The sequence below is a fragment of the Fontibacillus phaseoli genome, from assembly GCF_003337355.1.
Classification (GTDB): Bacteria; Bacillota; Bacilli; order Paenibacillales; family Paenibacillaceae; genus Fontibacillus; species Fontibacillus phaseoli.
Map to the genome: position 1 here is coordinate 195,713 of NZ_QPJW01000003.1, position 16,119 is coordinate 211,831.

Genomic DNA, 16,119 nt, shown 5'->3' on the forward strand with positions numbered 1-16,119 from the left:
GTCCTATGTTGCATAAAGGGTTTTCTCCACGTCTCCTACCCCGTTTTATTCAGTTCGGCTTACTTGATGCCGGCATGCATAAAGCTTTCGACAAACTGTCTCTGGAAAAAGAAGAACGCGATCAGCAAAGGGGCAATAACCATCAGGGTCGCTGCGGTAACCGTTCCCCACTGCGCACCGGTCTCGAACGATTGGGCAAAGATAGCGATTCCTACCGTCAGGGGCCGGTTATGCACGGAATCCGTCACGATGAGCGGCCACATAAAATTGCTCCAGTGGGTACTGATCGATATCAGTGCAAACGCGATATAGGTCGGCCGTGCGGAAGGCAGATATACGTGCCGCAAACTTTGCCACCATCTGCAGCCGTCCACTCTTGACGCCTCATCCAGCTCAAAAGGGATTTGCTTAAAAGTCTGCCTGAGCAGAAAGATGCCGAAGGACGACGCCCAAAACGGAATCATGACCGCCCATTTCGTATCGATAAGATGGAGTTCTTTCATAATCGTATAGTTAGGAAAAATCAGAATATCCGGCGGAATCATGATCTGAACAAGAAACAGAATGAATAATAAGCCTTGACCGAAAAATCGTATTCTGGCAAATGCATATGCCGCCAGCGTCGCCGTTAGTAACTGTAAGGCCAGTACACCGGCTACGATTAGCAAGGTATTCCAATAGTACACAGGGAAAGGAATACTCCCCCATGCATGGACATAATTTGCGAACGTTGCATGCGTTACGGCAAATGGATTGGCCCTTGTCAGCATTTCATCCGACGGTGTCACGGAGGTTACAGCAGCCCAGATCAATGGAACGGCGAAAAGGATCGCAAGCAGGGATATGGCGATTTGGTTCATCAGGCGGTGCATCGCTTCGACTCCTCTCTAATAGTGGATCCGCTTGTCCAAATATCCGTAATAGAAGACCGAAATGACCAGCAGAATGATGAGCAGAATCACCGTTAATACGGACGCCTTCCCCATATCCCAAAAGCTGAATGCCGTTTCATAAATATGATAAAGCAGCAGGTTGCTCGCATTGTTTGGGCCGCCCTTGGTCATGATGTACAGATGGTCGACCATCTTAAAGGAATTCGTTGTGGCAATAATCAGAACAAACAGCGTGGTTGGCATTACCAAAGGGACCGTAATGGTCCGAAACTTCCGGAGCGGTCCCGCCCCGTCCATCTCGGCGGCCTGGTAAACCTCCTTGGGTAAAGACTGGAGACCGGCCAAAAAGAAAATCATGAAATACCCGGCCTCCTTCCAAATCAGCATGATCATCATGGATATAAGCACCCATGCGGGATCCCCCAGCCAGCTTGGACCTCCTACGCCGAACAAGCCCAGGAATTTATCGAGGAGTCCGTAATCCGGCGTATAAATAAACAGCCAGATGTTTGCGATCGCAATCATGGGGATCAGCGTCGGATAAAAGAACGCTGCCCGGATCAGGCTCCTTCCCCGCAGTTTTCCGTTGACCCAAACCGCCATGTATAACGCAAGCAAGATGCTCACCGGCACGGTCACAAGCGCAAGCAGCATATTATTGCGGAGTACTTTTAAAAAGACTTCATCCTGAAAAACCTGCCCGTAGAGCTCCAGACCGACAAACTGCTTTACGTTCATGACGGACGTATAAAAGCTCCAATCCAACACTTTGATCATGGGGTAGAATGTAAATAGGATTAGAAAAACAAGCGAAGGAAGCAGCAGGGCATAAGCCAGAATGTTATCCTTCCAATTGTATCTGCGGAATACTTGCAGCAAGTGCCGTGTCACGAACGTCTCACTTCTTTCTTCACTATAATCATTGTTTATTTGCCGTATTTCTTCAGAATTTCGTCCGCCTGCTGCTGCGACTTCTCCAAGGCCTCATCCGGAGATATTTCCCCGAGCAACGCGGATTGGATATTATCATTAAACAGCTTGGTTACCTGACCGTTTTGGTAGGTGGACAGTTCGCTTGAAGCATATTCCATCTGATCGCGCGCAACTGCGGCTTGAGGGAATCCCGCTACGTAGTTCTTCAAAAGTTCCGTATCATAGGCTGCTTTTGTCGTCCCTACATAACCCGTATCAATGGACCATTGGGCAACGCGCTCCGGCTCCGTAAGAAATTCGATGAACTTGAGGGCAGCCGCTTTGCGCTCCTCCGGAATGTCCTTAAACACGTACAGATTGCCCCCGCCCGTCGGCGAACCGTAATTTTTGTTCGCAGGAAGATAAGACACCCCGAAATCGAATTTCGCGTCGGACTTCACCTTGGACAAATTCCCGGTCGTATGGAACATCATCGCCGTTTTGCCGCTGATGAAATCGGAAGGAACCGTCGCCCACTCCAGCACCCCTTCCGGCATTACTTTGTCCTTGCGCCCTAAGTCTACGTAGAATTGCAAAGCTTCTTTTACTTCCGGTTTATTGAAATAAACCTCGGTTCCATCGTTGGATACGATGTTGGTGCCGCTCTGAAGAGAAAGAGCCTGAAGCATCCAATACTGATAGCCCGTGCTCGGAATTTCCAAGCCCCATTGGCTTACTGCGCCCGAACCGTCCTTGACCGTCAATTTTTCCGCATAATCTCTCAGCTCGTCCCAGTTGGCCGGCGCCTTCTCCGGATCCAGATTAGCCGCTTTAAACAGGTCCTTGTTATAGTACATGACGATGGTGCTGCGCTGGAACGGCACGCTCCATACTTGGTCGCCGGATTTGGTATTGCTCATAAACGCTTCATAGAACCCGTTAAAATAGTCCTGCGAAAAACGCGGTGTCAGCTCTTCAAGTGCGTTCATCTCCAGCAGGCTGTACAGCTCCGTCGACAACAGCACCGCTAAATCCGGTGAATTTCCGCCTTGTACGGCCGTAACGACTTTGGTCATCGTATCCTGGTAACTTCCCGCATAGACCGGTTTCACGGTGATCGACGGATTTTCTTGATGAAAATCAGCAGCCAGTTTGTCGATGAAGCCGGTAATCGGCCCCCCTACCGCCACCGGAAAATAAAAGCTGAGCTCCACGGGCTTCTCTTTCCCAGACGTTTGTTGCTCTTTGTTTCCTTCCGTTCCTTGCTCCACCGATGCGACGCTGTTTCCGCCGTTTCCTTTGTTGCTGCTGGCGTTGCCGCAAGCCGAAAGCAAGAGCATCATAGCAACGATGAGAAGACTGAACTTTTTCATGTTTCTCCCTCCTTAAATTGAGACAATCCTATATTCATTCCTTCATCGAAAGACGAAGGTTATTACTGGGGTATAAGTTTGATTCAGGTTGATGACGATGTTCTTACAGAATGTCTTTGATGGATGTGCAGACGTAATCGGGATGAATCCCCGCTCGCGGAATCGATTCCCGCGAATCCACGCCGGTGAGCACAAGCGCGGTGTGCATCCCGATGCTTTTTCCCAAAGCAATGTCCGTATCCAGCCGGTCACCGACCATCAGGCATTTATCCGGACTATTCCGGAGCTGCTTCAAGGCATAGGAAGCGTAATATTTTGTGGGCTTACCGAGGGTTACGCCGACCGGAACTCCGCTCGCTGTTTCAATGGCCTTTATAAAAGCCCAGGTGTCCGGGATAACGCCTTCTTCTACCGGGCAAAAAGGATCGGGATTGGCACCAACAAGCTGCGTGCCGTTTCTTACGGCATTCACGACGGTGGTCATTTTATCGAAGTCGAAACTCCGATCCAATCCAACAAGCACATGAGTGGCCTGCCTTGCTTCCCCGGTAACCGCAATTCCGAATCGGCTCATCTCTTCCTCCATTGCTTCGCCTCCGAGAAGAAACACCTTGGATCCCGTGGCGAAATCCCGGAAATACATGCCTGCAACCGATAGGGCGGTGATAACCTCCTCTGTCTTGCAAGAAATGCCGAAGCCCGCTAGCTTGTCCCGCACTTCCTCTCTGGTGTACAACGTAGTATTCGTGGCAAACATCGTCGTTTTCATTTGTTCCTGCAAGGCTTTAATCGTTTCTGCCGCTCCGTTCAATGCCTTACCGCCAACATAAATCGTCCCGTCAAGATCGAACAGATAACTGGAAAAATCACGCAAAGGGATCTGCTGCATTTGTTTGCCAAGCTGCTCCTTTCAAACAAAATAACCCTTGCCCGAAGCAATGGGATGCGGAAGAAGACCCAATAAGGTCTTACCGTATCCACATTACCGAACAAGGGTTTTCTCCTGGTCTCAACCCGTAATTACAGTAAACGTTGGTACAAGAAAAGTATAAGCCGGGTTTGTCATCGTATCATCAAGTATATGTTATTTTTGTGTAAACTCTTGAATCGGCGGCTACACTTTACATCAACCGATCAAGTTTCCCGATTTCATCTTTGCATTCATATGATTCCAAATGTGCGGATCGCCGGTGGAAATATAATCCGCACCGCTTGCCAACGCTTCGATGATTTCATGCTCGTGACGGATCAGACCGCCTACGATCAACGGCTGCTTTATCATGCTTTTCAATTCCCGGGTCACCCGCGGCATCAGTCCGGGCATCAGCTCCACTTCGTCGGGATTCGTACTGTTAATCATCTTCACCGCGGTAGTCATTGCGGCGGTATCGATCGCGAAAATACGCTGGATGCTTTTGATACCAGCCTGTCTCGCCGCAGCAATGGCGCTGGATTTTGTCGTAACGATGCCGTCGGCTTTGAACTTGTCGCATAAATAAGTAATGGAATGAGCATCTCGCCCAAGTCCGGCAATCATCTCGATATGGGCATATACCTGCTTGCCCGCATCGTGAAGCCGGGAGATGAATTCCTCAATACTTCCGATATGTCCTATCATCAAATTTACCCGCGTAACCTCGCTTTGCAGAACTTGCTCAAACTGTTCCTCTTTCGTTACGGAAGCGATGATTGGATAGTAGCCCATGTTTTCCACCTGCCTCTTAAGTCTTGTCTACAGTTTAGCAGCGGACTATTTGAACAGTATTAACTCCTATACAAAAAAACGGCCTACCGGAAAAATCCGGCAGGCCGTTTCATCGATGTAATTCAGAACGGAGAGAGAGGGATACTCTCCCGTTGGTCGAGACTGCGAAGCTTTCCTCACGATGCCTATGCTCCGACGTCCCCTCCTATGAGGGTTCTCATCCCTACACAAAAAAACGGCCTGCCGGAAAAATCCGGCAGGCCGTTTCATCGATGTAACTCAGAACGGAGAGAGAGGGATTCGAACCCTCGCACCGCTTACGCAGTCTAACCCCTTAGCAGAGGGTCCCCTTATAGCCACTTGGGTATCTCTCCAAGAAAATGGCTCCCCGAACAGGACTCGAACCTGTGACAACTCGATTAACAGTCGAGTGCTCTACCAACTGAGCTATCAGGGAATAGCAGAAATATTACAATCAGAACATGTTTTAATTTATCACGTTTCCGTATCAAAGTCAATAATGAAGGCCGTTTCTTCCCTAGATAAAACAAACAAAAAGTTTTGGAAAATTACCCATTTCAGGTCTTGAAAAAAAGTTTTTTATCGTTAAAATTAATTTAACGTTAAAAATATTTTACAATACTTTTTACTAAAGGAGGTTGTTGCTCATGACTGTAGAAGCACTACCGAAAACAAAAAAATTGGCAGGACTAACCGAACACAGATCGTTCATGTATTTGCTGGCCGCCAGAATCATTTCGCGGTTCGGCGATTCCATCGATTCCATCGCGTACAGTTGGATGGTCTACATGTTAACCGGCTCGAAATTAATGATGGGATCCTTGTTTGCCTTAAACTACGTGCCGAGTATTCTGTTCAGCTTTTTTACAGGCGCGCTGGTAGACCGTTGGTCCAAACGGCATGTGGTGCTTTTGACTTCCGTGGGCAGAGGGCTTTTAGTCGTCCTTACCGCCTTCTTGTACGCCTCGTCCCTGCTAAGGCCATGGCATCTTTACGTACTTACGTTCCTGATTTCCACGTTGGAGTGTTTTTCCTCTCCTGCCGAACTGGCGCTGGTCCCCCGGCTTCTCCCCAAAGAAAAACTCATGAGCGGAAACTCCATCAGTACTTCCATTTCCCGAATTTCCGAGCTTGCCGGTCTGGCGGTTGCCGGAGGCATTATTGCACTCACCGGTATTTCCGGTGCGATATTGATCGACGGATTGACCTTTTTCGCAGCGGCTGCATTCATTTGGCTGATTCGAATCCCCCCCGAACCTAAAGACAGCATAAACACAGAAGAATCGACGCTCCTTCAAGAAATCAAAGAAGGGTTGAAATTCGTTTTTACCAACAAACTGATCTTAACCATCGTACTTGTCGCCGCTTACGTAAATCTCTGTTTATCGGCCTACAACGTGCTTAATCCGGTATACGTCAATGAAATCTTGAAATCCGGACCTGCCGGCCTCAGCCTGCTGGGAATAACGCTTATCTGCGGCATGGTGCTTAGCGGGTTTTGGCTTAGCAAGAAAGGAAGCTCCTACAAAAAGAGCCACCTGATCATCGCCGGGTTTATGCTTCTGGGCGGAAATTATGCGCTTCTGTACTTGCCGGCTTATTTTCCGATCCATCCTCTTTATCTCGCTGCGGTATTCAGCTTCGGCATGGGCATCGCGGTTTCCCTGTCCAGTACACCGGCAACCACCTATTTCATGGAAACCGTACCGAGAGAGCTGCTTGGAAGAGTAGGTGCGCTTTTCAGCATGATATGTACCTGTGCCATCCCGCTCGGAAGCATGCTTGCAGGCGTGATGGGAGAATGGATACAAGTTCATACCCTATACCTGATATTCGGTGTTCTCTTGATCATACCCGGAATTATGTTGCTCAAGCACCGCAGCTTCATGCAGCTATAACCCTCTCTTTTCTTTGTGTGCTCTCCCGATCTTGCGTTATACTATTAGCAAATAAGAATTTATTACAAATTCAGATAGCACTTCGGGGGAAAAAATGTATAAGGAACTCAAAACACTGGAAGAAATCCGGATTTACTCGGACCCGTACCGCATTCAAATCATGAACCAATTCCAGAAAATGGGCCGCCCCGCAACCGTTAAGGAAATTGCCAATTCGTTGCATGAGGTTCCGGCCAAGGTGCATTATCATGTAAAAAAACTGGAGAGCATCGGCCTGGTTTCCTTGGTGGACACCAAACTCGTAAACGGAATCACCGCCAAGTATTATGAACCGTTTCAAGGCCAGATCATGATTAAAAAGAGCGAGTTCGACGAAACCGTGCAACAGGTGTTTTTATCCGAAACGCAAAACTTGCTGAACAATCTGTTCGAGGAGAGCAAAAAACGTTTTTTGCTTGCGAACCAGGGGCCAACGCCCACGGGAACGCTAATGAACCACGATATTTTTTTAACGAAGGATGAAGCGAAGGAATTGACCGATTGGATTAATCAGTTCTGCATTAAGCATCAGAATAACGATACCTCCGAACCTCGGGAAAGTTATGAAGTGTTTTTCACGATGGCCAAAGGTCAAGATCCGGAGCATTCTCACAAAAATAAAAAAGAACCATCATCTCCATAATAGGAAATCCGGTTCTTATGTTTGCTCGTGTTCAGTTGATCTTGCTTACTCTTCGTTTTTCTTGTTCTCATGTCGGTGAAGGCGAATGGGCTGCGGCTTAGCTCCGGATTCCGTTTTCCTTCCCGAACCTGCTTCTGTCGCATTTTCTGCGCTTGCGATTTGGCCACGGATATCACTCCTTGAATTTTGATGTTTTTATTATAGCATATTCCATGATCTTCTCCCCGGTTTAGGAAGACCCGTCTCACAAATTGCCCAGTTTCAGAACCCCCTTGCATTTGCCGCACCGGTAGCGCTTCGGGTCCACCCGGCGTTTACGAAGATATTCCATCCCGCAGTCGGAGCAAACCAGCTTGAACCGGTAAGGGAGCGGTTTACGCCGGGCTTGTCCCGGCAGTGACTGGCAGTAGCGGCTTCCGTCCACTTTTTGCAGCAGTGCCTTGAACTCCGGATCACGATGCCGGTATCCACGCCCGGTCAAATGCAGATGGTAGTGGCACAGCTCATGTTTGATGATCTTCTCCACTTCTTCAGTTCCATAGGTTTCTAGTTGGGCTGGATTAATTTCGATATCATGACTCTTCATGAAATACCTTCCCCCAGTCGTTCTGAGCCGTCCGTTGAACCTGGCCCGATGGCGGAACGGCACGCCGAAACTCCGGAGCGAAATTTCTTCCACCCAGATTTGAAGCTGCTTGTCGTCCATGGTTGGACCTCCTCCCCGTTCTAAGGATGTACTTGAATTTTAACTTCTCCTTACGCTACACTGTCAAGTAGGAATGAACGAAAAGGAGATTATTGTGACATGGCCGTTATGAGATACGTTATTTTACAGCAGGACCGGAAATTATTGTTCGTGGAAATGCCCGCCGATTACGCCTATCAGTTGAGCGCGCTGAACTTGCGGCTGAATAAAGAGATCGACAAGTTGACGGCAGAGCAAGTCCCGTCCTTGCCGCAGGCCATCGCGGAATGCGACGGCCTCGATCTGCTGCAAGAATCGCTGCAAATTACAAGCGGCCTGGATTATATTAATGAACTGGAATCGGCGTTCTCCGCCATCCGGGAGGAAAACTATCCGCTGATTTCTCTCCTGACGGAAATCCGCGCCCTCCAGGCTCAATTGGAACAGTGGTACGAAGAAGAAGGCATCGCGTAACCCCGCGAGCCGCGACTTGGACATGCACCGTTTCCGGCATTCACCCATATGCTACCTACAAATAGCGCCGGAGGAGGAGATCGTGTTGCCCAAATGGCTCAGCAACCAAATCATGCGCGCCTTCCACAAGCGTGACCGCCGCCAGATCCGTCTGCTCAATGATTGCTGGTTTTTCTATTATAATCGCCCTGACAGAAATAGCGAATCCGGCAACCTGCAGTAAGCAGCCTATCTGTGTCAGGGAGCCTGCTGCCCAGGACAAGGAGCCAAACCAAAATGAAAGCCCGCCGGAATCGGCGGGCTTTTTTTGCCTTGCGTCTCGCTAGTTCTGGCGGCCCTTCGGATTGCGCATGGTCAATCCGACCCGGCCTTTATTGATATCGATGTTGAGCACCCAGACGGTCACGTTGTCGCCGACGGATACGACGTCCATCGGATGCTTCACAAAGCCTTCGCTCAATTGGGAAATATGAACGAGTCCATCGTTCTTGATCCCGATATCGACGAAAGCGCCGAAATCGATGACATTGCGCACCGTGCCTTGGAGTTCCATGCCCGGCGCCAAATCTTCGATCTTCAGCACGTCGGTACGGAAGATCGGAAGCGGCAGTTCCTCGCGCGGATCGCGACCGGGACGCTGAAGGCTGTCGAGAATATCGCGCAAAGTCGGTACCCCGACTTCCAGCCGGTCCGCCAGCGTCTCGGGATACAGCGCGGCCAGTTTCGCCGCCAGTTCCTTGGAACCGAGCTGATCGAGCCCTACGCCCAGCTCTACGAACAGCCGGTTCACTACTTCATACGATTCAGGGTGAATCGGCGTGCGGTCAAGCGGATGCTCGCCTTCGCTGATCCGCATAAACCCGATGCACTGCTCGTAGGTTTTGGCACCGAGCCGCGGCACTTTTTGCAGCTGTTTCCGGCTGCGGAACCGTCCGTTCTCTTCGCGGAATTTGACGATGTTCTTGGCCGTTGTCGCATTTACTCCCGAGACATACGAGAGCAGCGACGGCGAAGCCGTATTCACGTCAACCCCGACATGGTTCACGGCCGACTCCACGACCGTGGTCAAACTTTCGTCCAGATGCTTCTGGGATACGTCGTGCTGATACTGCCCGACCCCGATCGCCTTCGGCTCGATCTTGACAAGCTCAGCCAGCGGGTCCTGCAGCCGGCGAGCAATCGAAACGGCGCTCCGTTCCGCAACGTCGAGATCGGGAAACTCTTGCTGCGCCAATTTGGAAGCGGAATACACGCTCGCCCCGGCCTCATTGACGATCAAATAGGCGAGCTGCTTATCCTTCCGTTCCGCGATGATTTCCGCCACGAACTGTTCCGTCTCGCGCGAAGCGGTTCCGTTGCCGACAACGATCAGTGTTACATCGTAACGGTCTATCAGCTCATTAATTTTGGCGGCCGCTTCCCGCTTTTTGTTGTTCGGCGGTGTCGGATAGGTCACCGCAACCTCAAGCAATTTGCCGGTATCGTCTACGACCGCTAGCTTGCAACCGGTTCGATAGGCCGGATCGACGCCGAGCACGACTTTGCCGCGGACCGGAGGCTGCAGCAGCAGGCTGCGCAAATTGCCGGCAAAGATGGAAATCGCCTGCTGCTCGGCTCTTTCCGTCAACTCGCCACGCACTTCACGTTCGATAGAAGGGGCGATCAGACGCTTATAAGCGTCTTCCACAACGGCGTGGAGCACGTCACCCACCGCAGAGCCGCCCTTGATCCATCTGCCCGCGATATAGCGGTGTATCGGCTCATTTTCGACCTCTAGCGAAACCTTGAGCACCTCTTCCCGCTCTCCGCGGTTCATAGCGAGAATCCGGTGAGAGGGCATTCTTTTGGCCGCTTCCCGGTAGTTGTAATACATCTCGTACACGGACTCGGCCTCCGGCGACTTCGCCTCGGATACCATCATGCCGTGATCCATCGTATACTTGCGGACCCAGGCCCGCGTCGCTGCTTCATCCGCCATATTTTCCGCCACGATATCCATGGCGCCCTGCAACGCTTCTTCCGCCGTTTCAACGCCTTTATCGGGCTGGATATACTTGGCGGCTTCCGTCAAGGCATTGCCCTGTTTCGGCAGGGAAAGCAGCCATTCGGCAAGGGGGGCAAGTCCCCTTTCCTTGGCGACGCTGGCCCGTGTCTTCCGTTTCTGCCGGTAAGGACGGTACAAGTCCTCCACTTCCTGGAGCTTGACGGCTTTACGTATGGCTGCCTCCAACTCTTCACTCAGCTTGTCCTGCTCCGCGATGATGCGGATAACCTCCGCTTTCCGTTCTTCCAGGTTCCGAAGATAGTTCGTACGTTCCTCGATATCGCGAAGCTGGTTCTCATCGAGCTCGCCCGTCATCTCCTTCCGGTATCGGGCAATAAACGGAATCGTATTCCCTTCATCCAGCAGCGAAATCGTTGTCCGCACCTGCTTCAGAGACAGGGCAAGCTCCTTTGCCACCTGCTGCACAATACGTTCACGGTCTCCCGTCTCCCGCTTCTCCTGTGTTGCGTTAATTTCAGATTGCGACAATGATATCCCTCTTTCATTCAAAAGATGCCTTATCTCTTTATTATCACAAACTTCCTTCGCCTTTTCCAGCGCCGGTACGGATCCTGAGCACTATGCCCGCAAAAATAAGAAAAACACCGAACCTGATACCAAAGTACAGGCCGCGGTGTTCCTTCCTTCTTTCTTCATTAAAATGTGGAATAGTTCTCCATCCCTGCGGATGCAAAAATAAAAACAGCCAAAATCAGAATAAACAAGATGATACCGTAAAGCGCTGTACCGATAATTCCGCAAACCAGGCCGGCGATCGATAAACCGCGTCCCTGCTCCCCGGTTCTTTTCAGCTCTTTAAATGACAGGCTGGCGAATACGATAGCCACAATTCCCATAAGGAAACCCACGTAAGGAATTACGATGGACAAAATACCCAGAACGAGCGAAGCAATCGATTTACCATTTGTTTTGGCTGGTCCTTGCGGCGCAGGCGTGTAGCCCTGCGGGTAATTATTAAACGTCGAATATTGATACTGATCTGACGGATTCTGATCCATTAAAAAAGTACCTCCTCCATAAACTATGATTATTGTACTTCATCTGACTGTTTGGCGCCAACCATTTTTAGAGGTTATTCAAAAAGTCATCTTTTGATCACGAAGCAATGAAGATCGATAATTCGACATCGAAACTTATTTTCAGCGGGGCCTTCCGGTGCTCACGCAAGTTTTTGTCTACGCTGCGCTCCTTTGTCCCGCCTTCATTTAACCTTCCTGGTGCTGAATAGTCGACCTTTGAGAACGTATTTTTTGCGTTGATATTGACTTTCCTTGCAATCCTGCTGCTGATTCTTCCGGACAATAAGGCGGAAGTAACCACGTCCGTTCAGCGGACCACCAAGGTAGTCAAAGGAAACATCCTTAAAGTGAATGAAGCCATTAAGCTGAGGCCGATCTACGCTTTGCGCACGGATTGATAACACTTTAAGCAATACGACAATATCAGTAGCGGCTTGCTTCTTCCATCGAGGTATATCGCTGCTTTTTTCATGCAGAAAAAAGCGCCCCGAACAAGCCGTTCGGAGCACCCGGCCGGGCAAGGATCATCGACCTCTGCCTGGCTGTATAGTTAAAAATCAATTAAACCGAGACTGATCAACAAAGCGTCATTCACTTTTTTCATCGTCTCTTCGTCTAAATGCGTAATTTTGTCGGTCAATCTCTGTTTGTCGATCGTGCGGATTTGTTCCAGCAAAATAACGGAATCCCGGTCAAAGCCATGCGTCGCCGCGTCAATCTCCACATGAGTCGGCAACTTCGCCTTCTGGATTTGCGCCGTGATGGCGGCAACGATCGCCGTCGGGCTGAATCGGTTGCCGATATCGTTCTGGATAATAAGCACCGGTCTTACCCCGCCCTGCTCGGAACCTACAACAGGGGAGAGGTCTGCAAAAAAAACGTCGCCGCGCTTTACGATCAATGGTTACACCCCGCTTACTAGGCGGTCCAGAGTGATGTCTGCATCTTCCTCCGCATGGAATGCTTCAGAGGCCATGGATAAATTGATTTTTGCCATCTCCATATAGCCGCGCTGCATCGATTCACGGATAAATCTCTTCTTCCGCTCATTCAAGTACAACTTCATGGCCTGCCTGATCAACTCGCTGCGATTGGAATTTTCCATCGCCACGATTCCATCCACTTCTTGCAAAAGATGATCCGGTAAACTAATCATGATTCTTTTGGTGTTATGCATGTTGGCCATCCCTAACTTCCACCCCCAAAACCTTGTCGACCCTGATTCCTTGTCATTCAGTATAGCATTATTCAAGGAAATATATACAAAAGAAGTATATGCCGTCAGTATATCAAGTATGCTGCATATCATTATAAACAAAAATGACATTGTCGTACATACCTGATCATTTCCATGTTTTATTCATTCGATAGTCTTGGCATAAATTCCTTCATACAGGAAAAAAGTTTTGTTGGTTTTTGTCATTCCCTCGGTTTTTATGGAAAAAGAGGGTTGACCACGATATCGGATTTCCCGGAGCTAACGTAAACTCGGGGAACTCGATGTGCCAGCATGCATACCAACTCATAGTGGATGGTTCCCAATGCGGAGGCCAGTTCGTCTGCGGTAATTTGCCCGCCGGACTGCTGGCCGATGAGCACAACCTCCTCGCCGGCTTGAATTGCTTTGGCCTCATCAGCCAAAGGTTGTAGCGATACCATACACTGGTCCATACAGATTGTTCCGACTACAGGAACGCGGCGTCCGCGTATCAATACTTGCGCCTTGCCGCCAAGCATCCGGGAATAACCGTCGGCATAGCCGATCGGGAGCGTACCTATTCTTTCCTCCCGGTCGGTCACATATTTCGCCCCGTAACTGATGGCGGAGTGGGGCGGCATTGTCTTGACCCTTACCAGCTCCGTCTTCAACGTTAAAATGGGGCTCAGCTTGATACGGTCCCTGTTTACTTCATCCGAAGGATAAAGACCGTACAATGCGATGCCGATTCTCACCATTCGGCAAGACAGTTCCGGCAAATCAATGGCAATAGCGCTGTTGCCCGTATGTATAATCGGGATGTGAATATCATTCTCCCGCAGCGCATCGACCACGTCCTGAAAACGCCGATATTGTTCCAATGTATAGCTCTTGTCTTCTTCATCCGCCGTGGCATAATGAGTGAACAAGCCCTCAACTTCCAGATGCGGAATCTGCTGTGCAGCGCGAACGAACGCAACCGCTTCTTCTCCGGGAAGCAAGCCAAGGCGTCCCATGCCGGAGTCGATTTTGATATGGACTTTTAGTCTGTGCGAAAATTCCGAAGGATCAAGATCTCTGATACACTCCAACACATCCAGGCTGAACACATTCAGCGTGATATCGTGTTCCCATGCGGTTCTCACGCCATGTGGCGGCGTGTATCCCAACACCAGGATCGGGAGTTTGATTCCGGCATGGCGAAGTTCCAGCGCTTCATCCAGAAAAGCGACGCTGAGATAATCCGCTCCATACCGTTCAAGTTCCTTCGCGACAGTCACTGCGCCATGTCCATAAGCATTAGCTTTTACACATGCAAGCAGTTTCATGTCAGCCGGCAGTCCCTGCCGCAGTTCCGCATAATTGGAATGCAGTGCGTCCAAATCAATTATTGCCCGGGTCGGTCGATACATCACTTGCACTTCTAGGTCACCTTCTCTAATGTTTGAAAGTCCATGCTCCAAAATAAATACTCAAACAATACACTAATGGTAATGTCCCGGGGAGCGGCTGTCAAATCCGAGAGAAGGGTTCTAATGAAGAAAGAGGCGAATAGACGGGTTCCAGATGATACATTTCACCTGAACGACCGTAATCCGCCTACTTTACTGAATTATTTACCCGTTTGGTCCTGCATAGAAGCGGCGATTTTCACCATTTCGTTGACGGGAAGATTATCGCTTGTAATCCGGAACTCCAAGCCGTCCGTGGTCCAGGTCAACGTTTGAAGTTCATCGCCGGTCAACAATCCGGCGGTAAAGCCAAGGTCAATCAATTCGCCGGGAACCAGCGAGGCCGTCCGGTCCGGCGACCTGGATTCCGTGAGCGTAAATTGATATGTACCGTCATATCGCAGAAGCACCAGGCTCCGATCGCTGTCTTCGACGATTTTATCATCCTGATAAACGACGCCGTCAGGCAAATAGGTTGGAATAATAACGCCGAACGGATCGGACAAAGCCGGAAGCACAGCGTTTCCTCCTTCTTCTTCAGCACCTAAGGCCGTTTCTTCCGACGCTTGCTCATTCTGGTTAGCCTCCGGTGCCTTTTCAACCAGCATGCCGTTCTCATCCACTTCCAGCAGCGTTCCTTTTGCATCCTGGGCAGCCGTATCCAGATTATGCTGCATATCAAAGGATTTGTTGTCAAACTTGGGATTAAAATCAAATTTGTCGAATTTGACCTCGACGACTACCTTAGCTTGGGAATCCGAAACCTGCACTTGTTTTGGTGCATAATTTTCTTTGGTCAACCAGATTTTTTGACGCACGAGCGCATGCGTGTTGTAGTTGGCCGCCACTTCGAATACGTAGTTGTCTTTGTCGCTCGCGAATTGGCGTGAGCCGTCGCTAATAATACTGCGTACCAAGGTTTGATAGAGGTACACCTGGCCCTGATTTTCCGGCCAATCGCTCTGGAAGCGGAAACTTTTGTTCAGGCTTGGCGTCAGGACGTATACGCCCTGTTCATTGCGGAGAACGATCTGGGTCACGTCCTTCTCGGCATTGGTGAGTGCGATCCGGTAAAAGGACGGATTTTGATACCAGACCTCGACTTTGTACTCCTGGGGCTTGTCACCTGTATACAACGTCATGATGCCGGAGCCCTGATAGCTTTCCAATTTGGTAACCACTTTGTCCAAATCCTTGACGACGCCAGCGGCATCCTTTTTCCCGCATGCGGCCAGTACGATGCTTAACACGATCAAAATAGTCAGCATCTTTGTGATCCGACGCATGAGATCATCCCCTCTGCAGTTTGATTTCCTAAACTGATACATGTCTATGAGGGAACTTGGCCGATTATGCAGACGAGTTCCGGCTTGGCCGAAAGAGACTGGCTTACGGGGTCATTTATACGTTGACCTTGAACGGCTCCGGATGTAATATGAAACTAAATTCGTAAACAACTGTGATGAAGGGTAAGTAGACAGACATGCAGGAATTTCAGAGAGCCGGTGGTGGCTGTAAACCGGTATTCCGCGTTTGATCGAATGGCCTTTGGAGTTGCTTTGCCGAACTGTCCGCCTAGGGCATAATAGGGAAAGCCGGGGTTCCCGCCGTTATCAAGGGATAGGTATCGAGAATATCGGGATTGAAAATATTTCAAGTTCATTCTCCGTACCGGTCGAGACGGCCAGTTCCCCATTGCCAAAGGGCGGAACGGTCAATTAAGGTGGTACCACGATAACTTCG

At 49.9% G+C, this 16,119-nt stretch carries 17 protein-coding genes, 2 tRNA genes and 1 other annotated feature (1 of these 20 running past the window's edge); of the genes, 5 read left to right on the forward strand and 14 right to left on the reverse strand.

Features of this window, described 5'->3' with window-relative positions; all coding sequences use genetic code 11:
* Positions 1–59 precede the first annotated feature (59 nt).
* From DFP94_RS11035 to DFP94_RS11065, 7 genes are all read right to left on the reverse strand, one after another.
* The gene (locus DFP94_RS11035; protein ID WP_114496534.1) at positions 60–872 is read right to left on the reverse strand and encodes a carbohydrate ABC transporter permease; all 813 of its coding nucleotides are present in this window, start codon (positions 870–872) and stop codon (positions 60–62) included.
* A 15-nt stretch (positions 873–887) separates the two neighbouring features.
* A complete protein-coding gene (locus tag DFP94_RS11040; protein WP_245954717.1) occupies positions 888–1,784 on the reverse strand; it encodes a carbohydrate ABC transporter permease in 897 nt (298 codons plus the stop codon).
* A gap of 35 nt (positions 1,785–1,819) precedes the next feature.
* Complete coding sequence (locus tag DFP94_RS11045) at positions 1,820–3,178, reverse strand: ABC transporter substrate-binding protein (RefSeq protein ID WP_114496535.1); 1,359 nt, start codon at positions 3,176–3,178, stop codon at positions 1,820–1,822.
* A 103-nt stretch (positions 3,179–3,281) separates the two neighbouring features.
* Positions 3,282–4,067 carry an HAD-IIA family hydrolase gene (locus tag DFP94_RS11050; RefSeq protein WP_114496536.1) on the reverse strand — a complete coding sequence of 262 codons (786 nt, stop codon included), beginning with the start codon at positions 4,065–4,067 and terminating at the stop codon, positions 3,282–3,284.
* Between the two features lie 237 nt (positions 4,068–4,304).
* Positions 4,305–4,883 (reverse strand): glycerol-3-phosphate responsive antiterminator, encoded by a 579-nt coding sequence (locus tag DFP94_RS11055; protein ID WP_114496537.1) that lies wholly within the window; start codon positions 4,881–4,883, stop codon positions 4,305–4,307.
* 285 nt (positions 4,884–5,168) lie between these two features.
* Positions 5,169–5,257, reverse strand: a tRNA-Ser gene (locus tag DFP94_RS11060).
* A gap of 7 nt (positions 5,258–5,264) precedes the next feature.
* Positions 5,265–5,340 (reverse strand) — tRNA-Asn (locus DFP94_RS11065).
* Between the two features lie 211 nt (positions 5,341–5,551).
* On the opposite strand from DFP94_RS11065, the gene DFP94_RS11070 reads away from it, so the two are divergent.
* Positions 5,552–6,802: an MFS transporter gene (locus DFP94_RS11070; RefSeq protein ID WP_114496538.1), complete on the forward strand. Its 1,251-nt coding sequence runs from the start codon at positions 5,552–5,554 to the stop codon at positions 6,800–6,802.
* Between the two features lie 94 nt (positions 6,803–6,896).
* Complete coding sequence (locus DFP94_RS11075; RefSeq protein WP_114496539.1) at positions 6,897–7,484, forward strand: ArsR/SmtB family transcription factor; 588 nt, start codon at positions 6,897–6,899, stop codon at positions 7,482–7,484.
* Between the two features lie 244 nt (positions 7,485–7,728).
* On the opposite strand, the gene DFP94_RS11085 is transcribed toward DFP94_RS11075, so the two are convergent.
* The gene (locus DFP94_RS11085; protein WP_114496541.1) at positions 7,729–8,190 is read right to left on the reverse strand and encodes a SprT family protein; all 462 of its coding nucleotides are present in this window, start codon (positions 8,188–8,190) and stop codon (positions 7,729–7,731) included.
* 99 nt (positions 8,191–8,289) lie between these two features.
* On the opposite strand from DFP94_RS11085, the gene DFP94_RS11090 reads away from it, so the two are divergent.
* Both DFP94_RS11090 and cmpA read left to right on the forward strand, forming a co-directional pair.
* On the forward strand, positions 8,290–8,643 hold the full coding sequence (locus tag DFP94_RS11090) for a hydrolase/acyltransferase (RefSeq protein ID WP_114496542.1): 354 nt from the start codon (positions 8,290–8,292) through the stop codon (positions 8,641–8,643).
* 85 nt (positions 8,644–8,728) lie between these two features.
* Positions 8,729–8,866, forward strand: a complete 138-nt coding sequence (cmpA, locus tag DFP94_RS11095; RefSeq protein ID WP_114496543.1) for a cortex morphogenetic protein CmpA — start codon at positions 8,729–8,731, stop codon at positions 8,864–8,866.
* Between the two features lie 99 nt (positions 8,867–8,965).
* Here the strand turns inward: cmpA and DFP94_RS11100 are convergent, their stop codons facing one another.
* The gene (locus DFP94_RS11100) at positions 8,966–11,176 is read right to left on the reverse strand and encodes a Tex family protein (protein WP_114496544.1); all 2,211 of its coding nucleotides are present in this window, start codon (positions 11,174–11,176) and stop codon (positions 8,966–8,968) included.
* Positions 11,177–11,343: 167 nt separating this feature from the next.
* Positions 11,344–11,706 (reverse strand): DUF4190 domain-containing protein, encoded by a 363-nt coding sequence (locus DFP94_RS11105; protein ID WP_114496545.1) that lies wholly within the window; start codon positions 11,704–11,706, stop codon positions 11,344–11,346.
* A 257-nt stretch (positions 11,707–11,963) separates the two neighbouring features.
* On the opposite strand from DFP94_RS11105, the gene DFP94_RS25480 reads away from it, so the two are divergent.
* Positions 11,964–12,125 (forward strand): hypothetical protein, encoded by a 162-nt coding sequence (locus DFP94_RS25480; RefSeq protein WP_181873099.1) that lies wholly within the window; start codon positions 11,964–11,966, stop codon positions 12,123–12,125.
* A 152-nt stretch (positions 12,126–12,277) separates the two neighbouring features.
* On the opposite strand, the gene DFP94_RS11110 is transcribed toward DFP94_RS25480, so the two are convergent.
* The 4 genes from DFP94_RS11110 to DFP94_RS11125 all read right to left on the reverse strand — a co-directional run bounded on the left by DFP94_RS11110 (position 12,278) and on the right by DFP94_RS11125 (position 15,662).
* Positions 12,278–12,628, reverse strand: a complete 351-nt coding sequence (locus DFP94_RS11110; RefSeq protein WP_114496546.1) for a type II toxin-antitoxin system PemK/MazF family toxin — start codon at positions 12,626–12,628, stop codon at positions 12,278–12,280.
* Positions 12,629–12,631: 3 nt separating this feature from the next.
* Positions 12,632–12,913 carry a CopG family ribbon-helix-helix protein gene (locus DFP94_RS11115; protein WP_018750966.1) on the reverse strand — a complete coding sequence of 94 codons (282 nt, stop codon included), beginning with the start codon at positions 12,911–12,913 and terminating at the stop codon, positions 12,632–12,634.
* Between the two features lie 248 nt (positions 12,914–13,161).
* Positions 13,162–14,346: an alanine racemase gene (gene alr / locus DFP94_RS11120; protein ID WP_114496547.1), complete on the reverse strand. Its 1,185-nt coding sequence runs from the start codon at positions 14,344–14,346 to the stop codon at positions 13,162–13,164.
* A 191-nt stretch (positions 14,347–14,537) separates the two neighbouring features.
* Positions 14,538–15,662, reverse strand: coding sequence for an outer membrane lipoprotein-sorting protein (locus DFP94_RS11125; RefSeq protein ID WP_114496548.1), 1,125 nt, complete (start codon positions 15,660–15,662; stop codon positions 14,538–14,540).
* A gap of 164 nt (positions 15,663–15,826) precedes the next feature.
* Positions 15,827–16,119, forward strand: a binding site (T-box leader) (it continues 8 nt past the right edge of the window).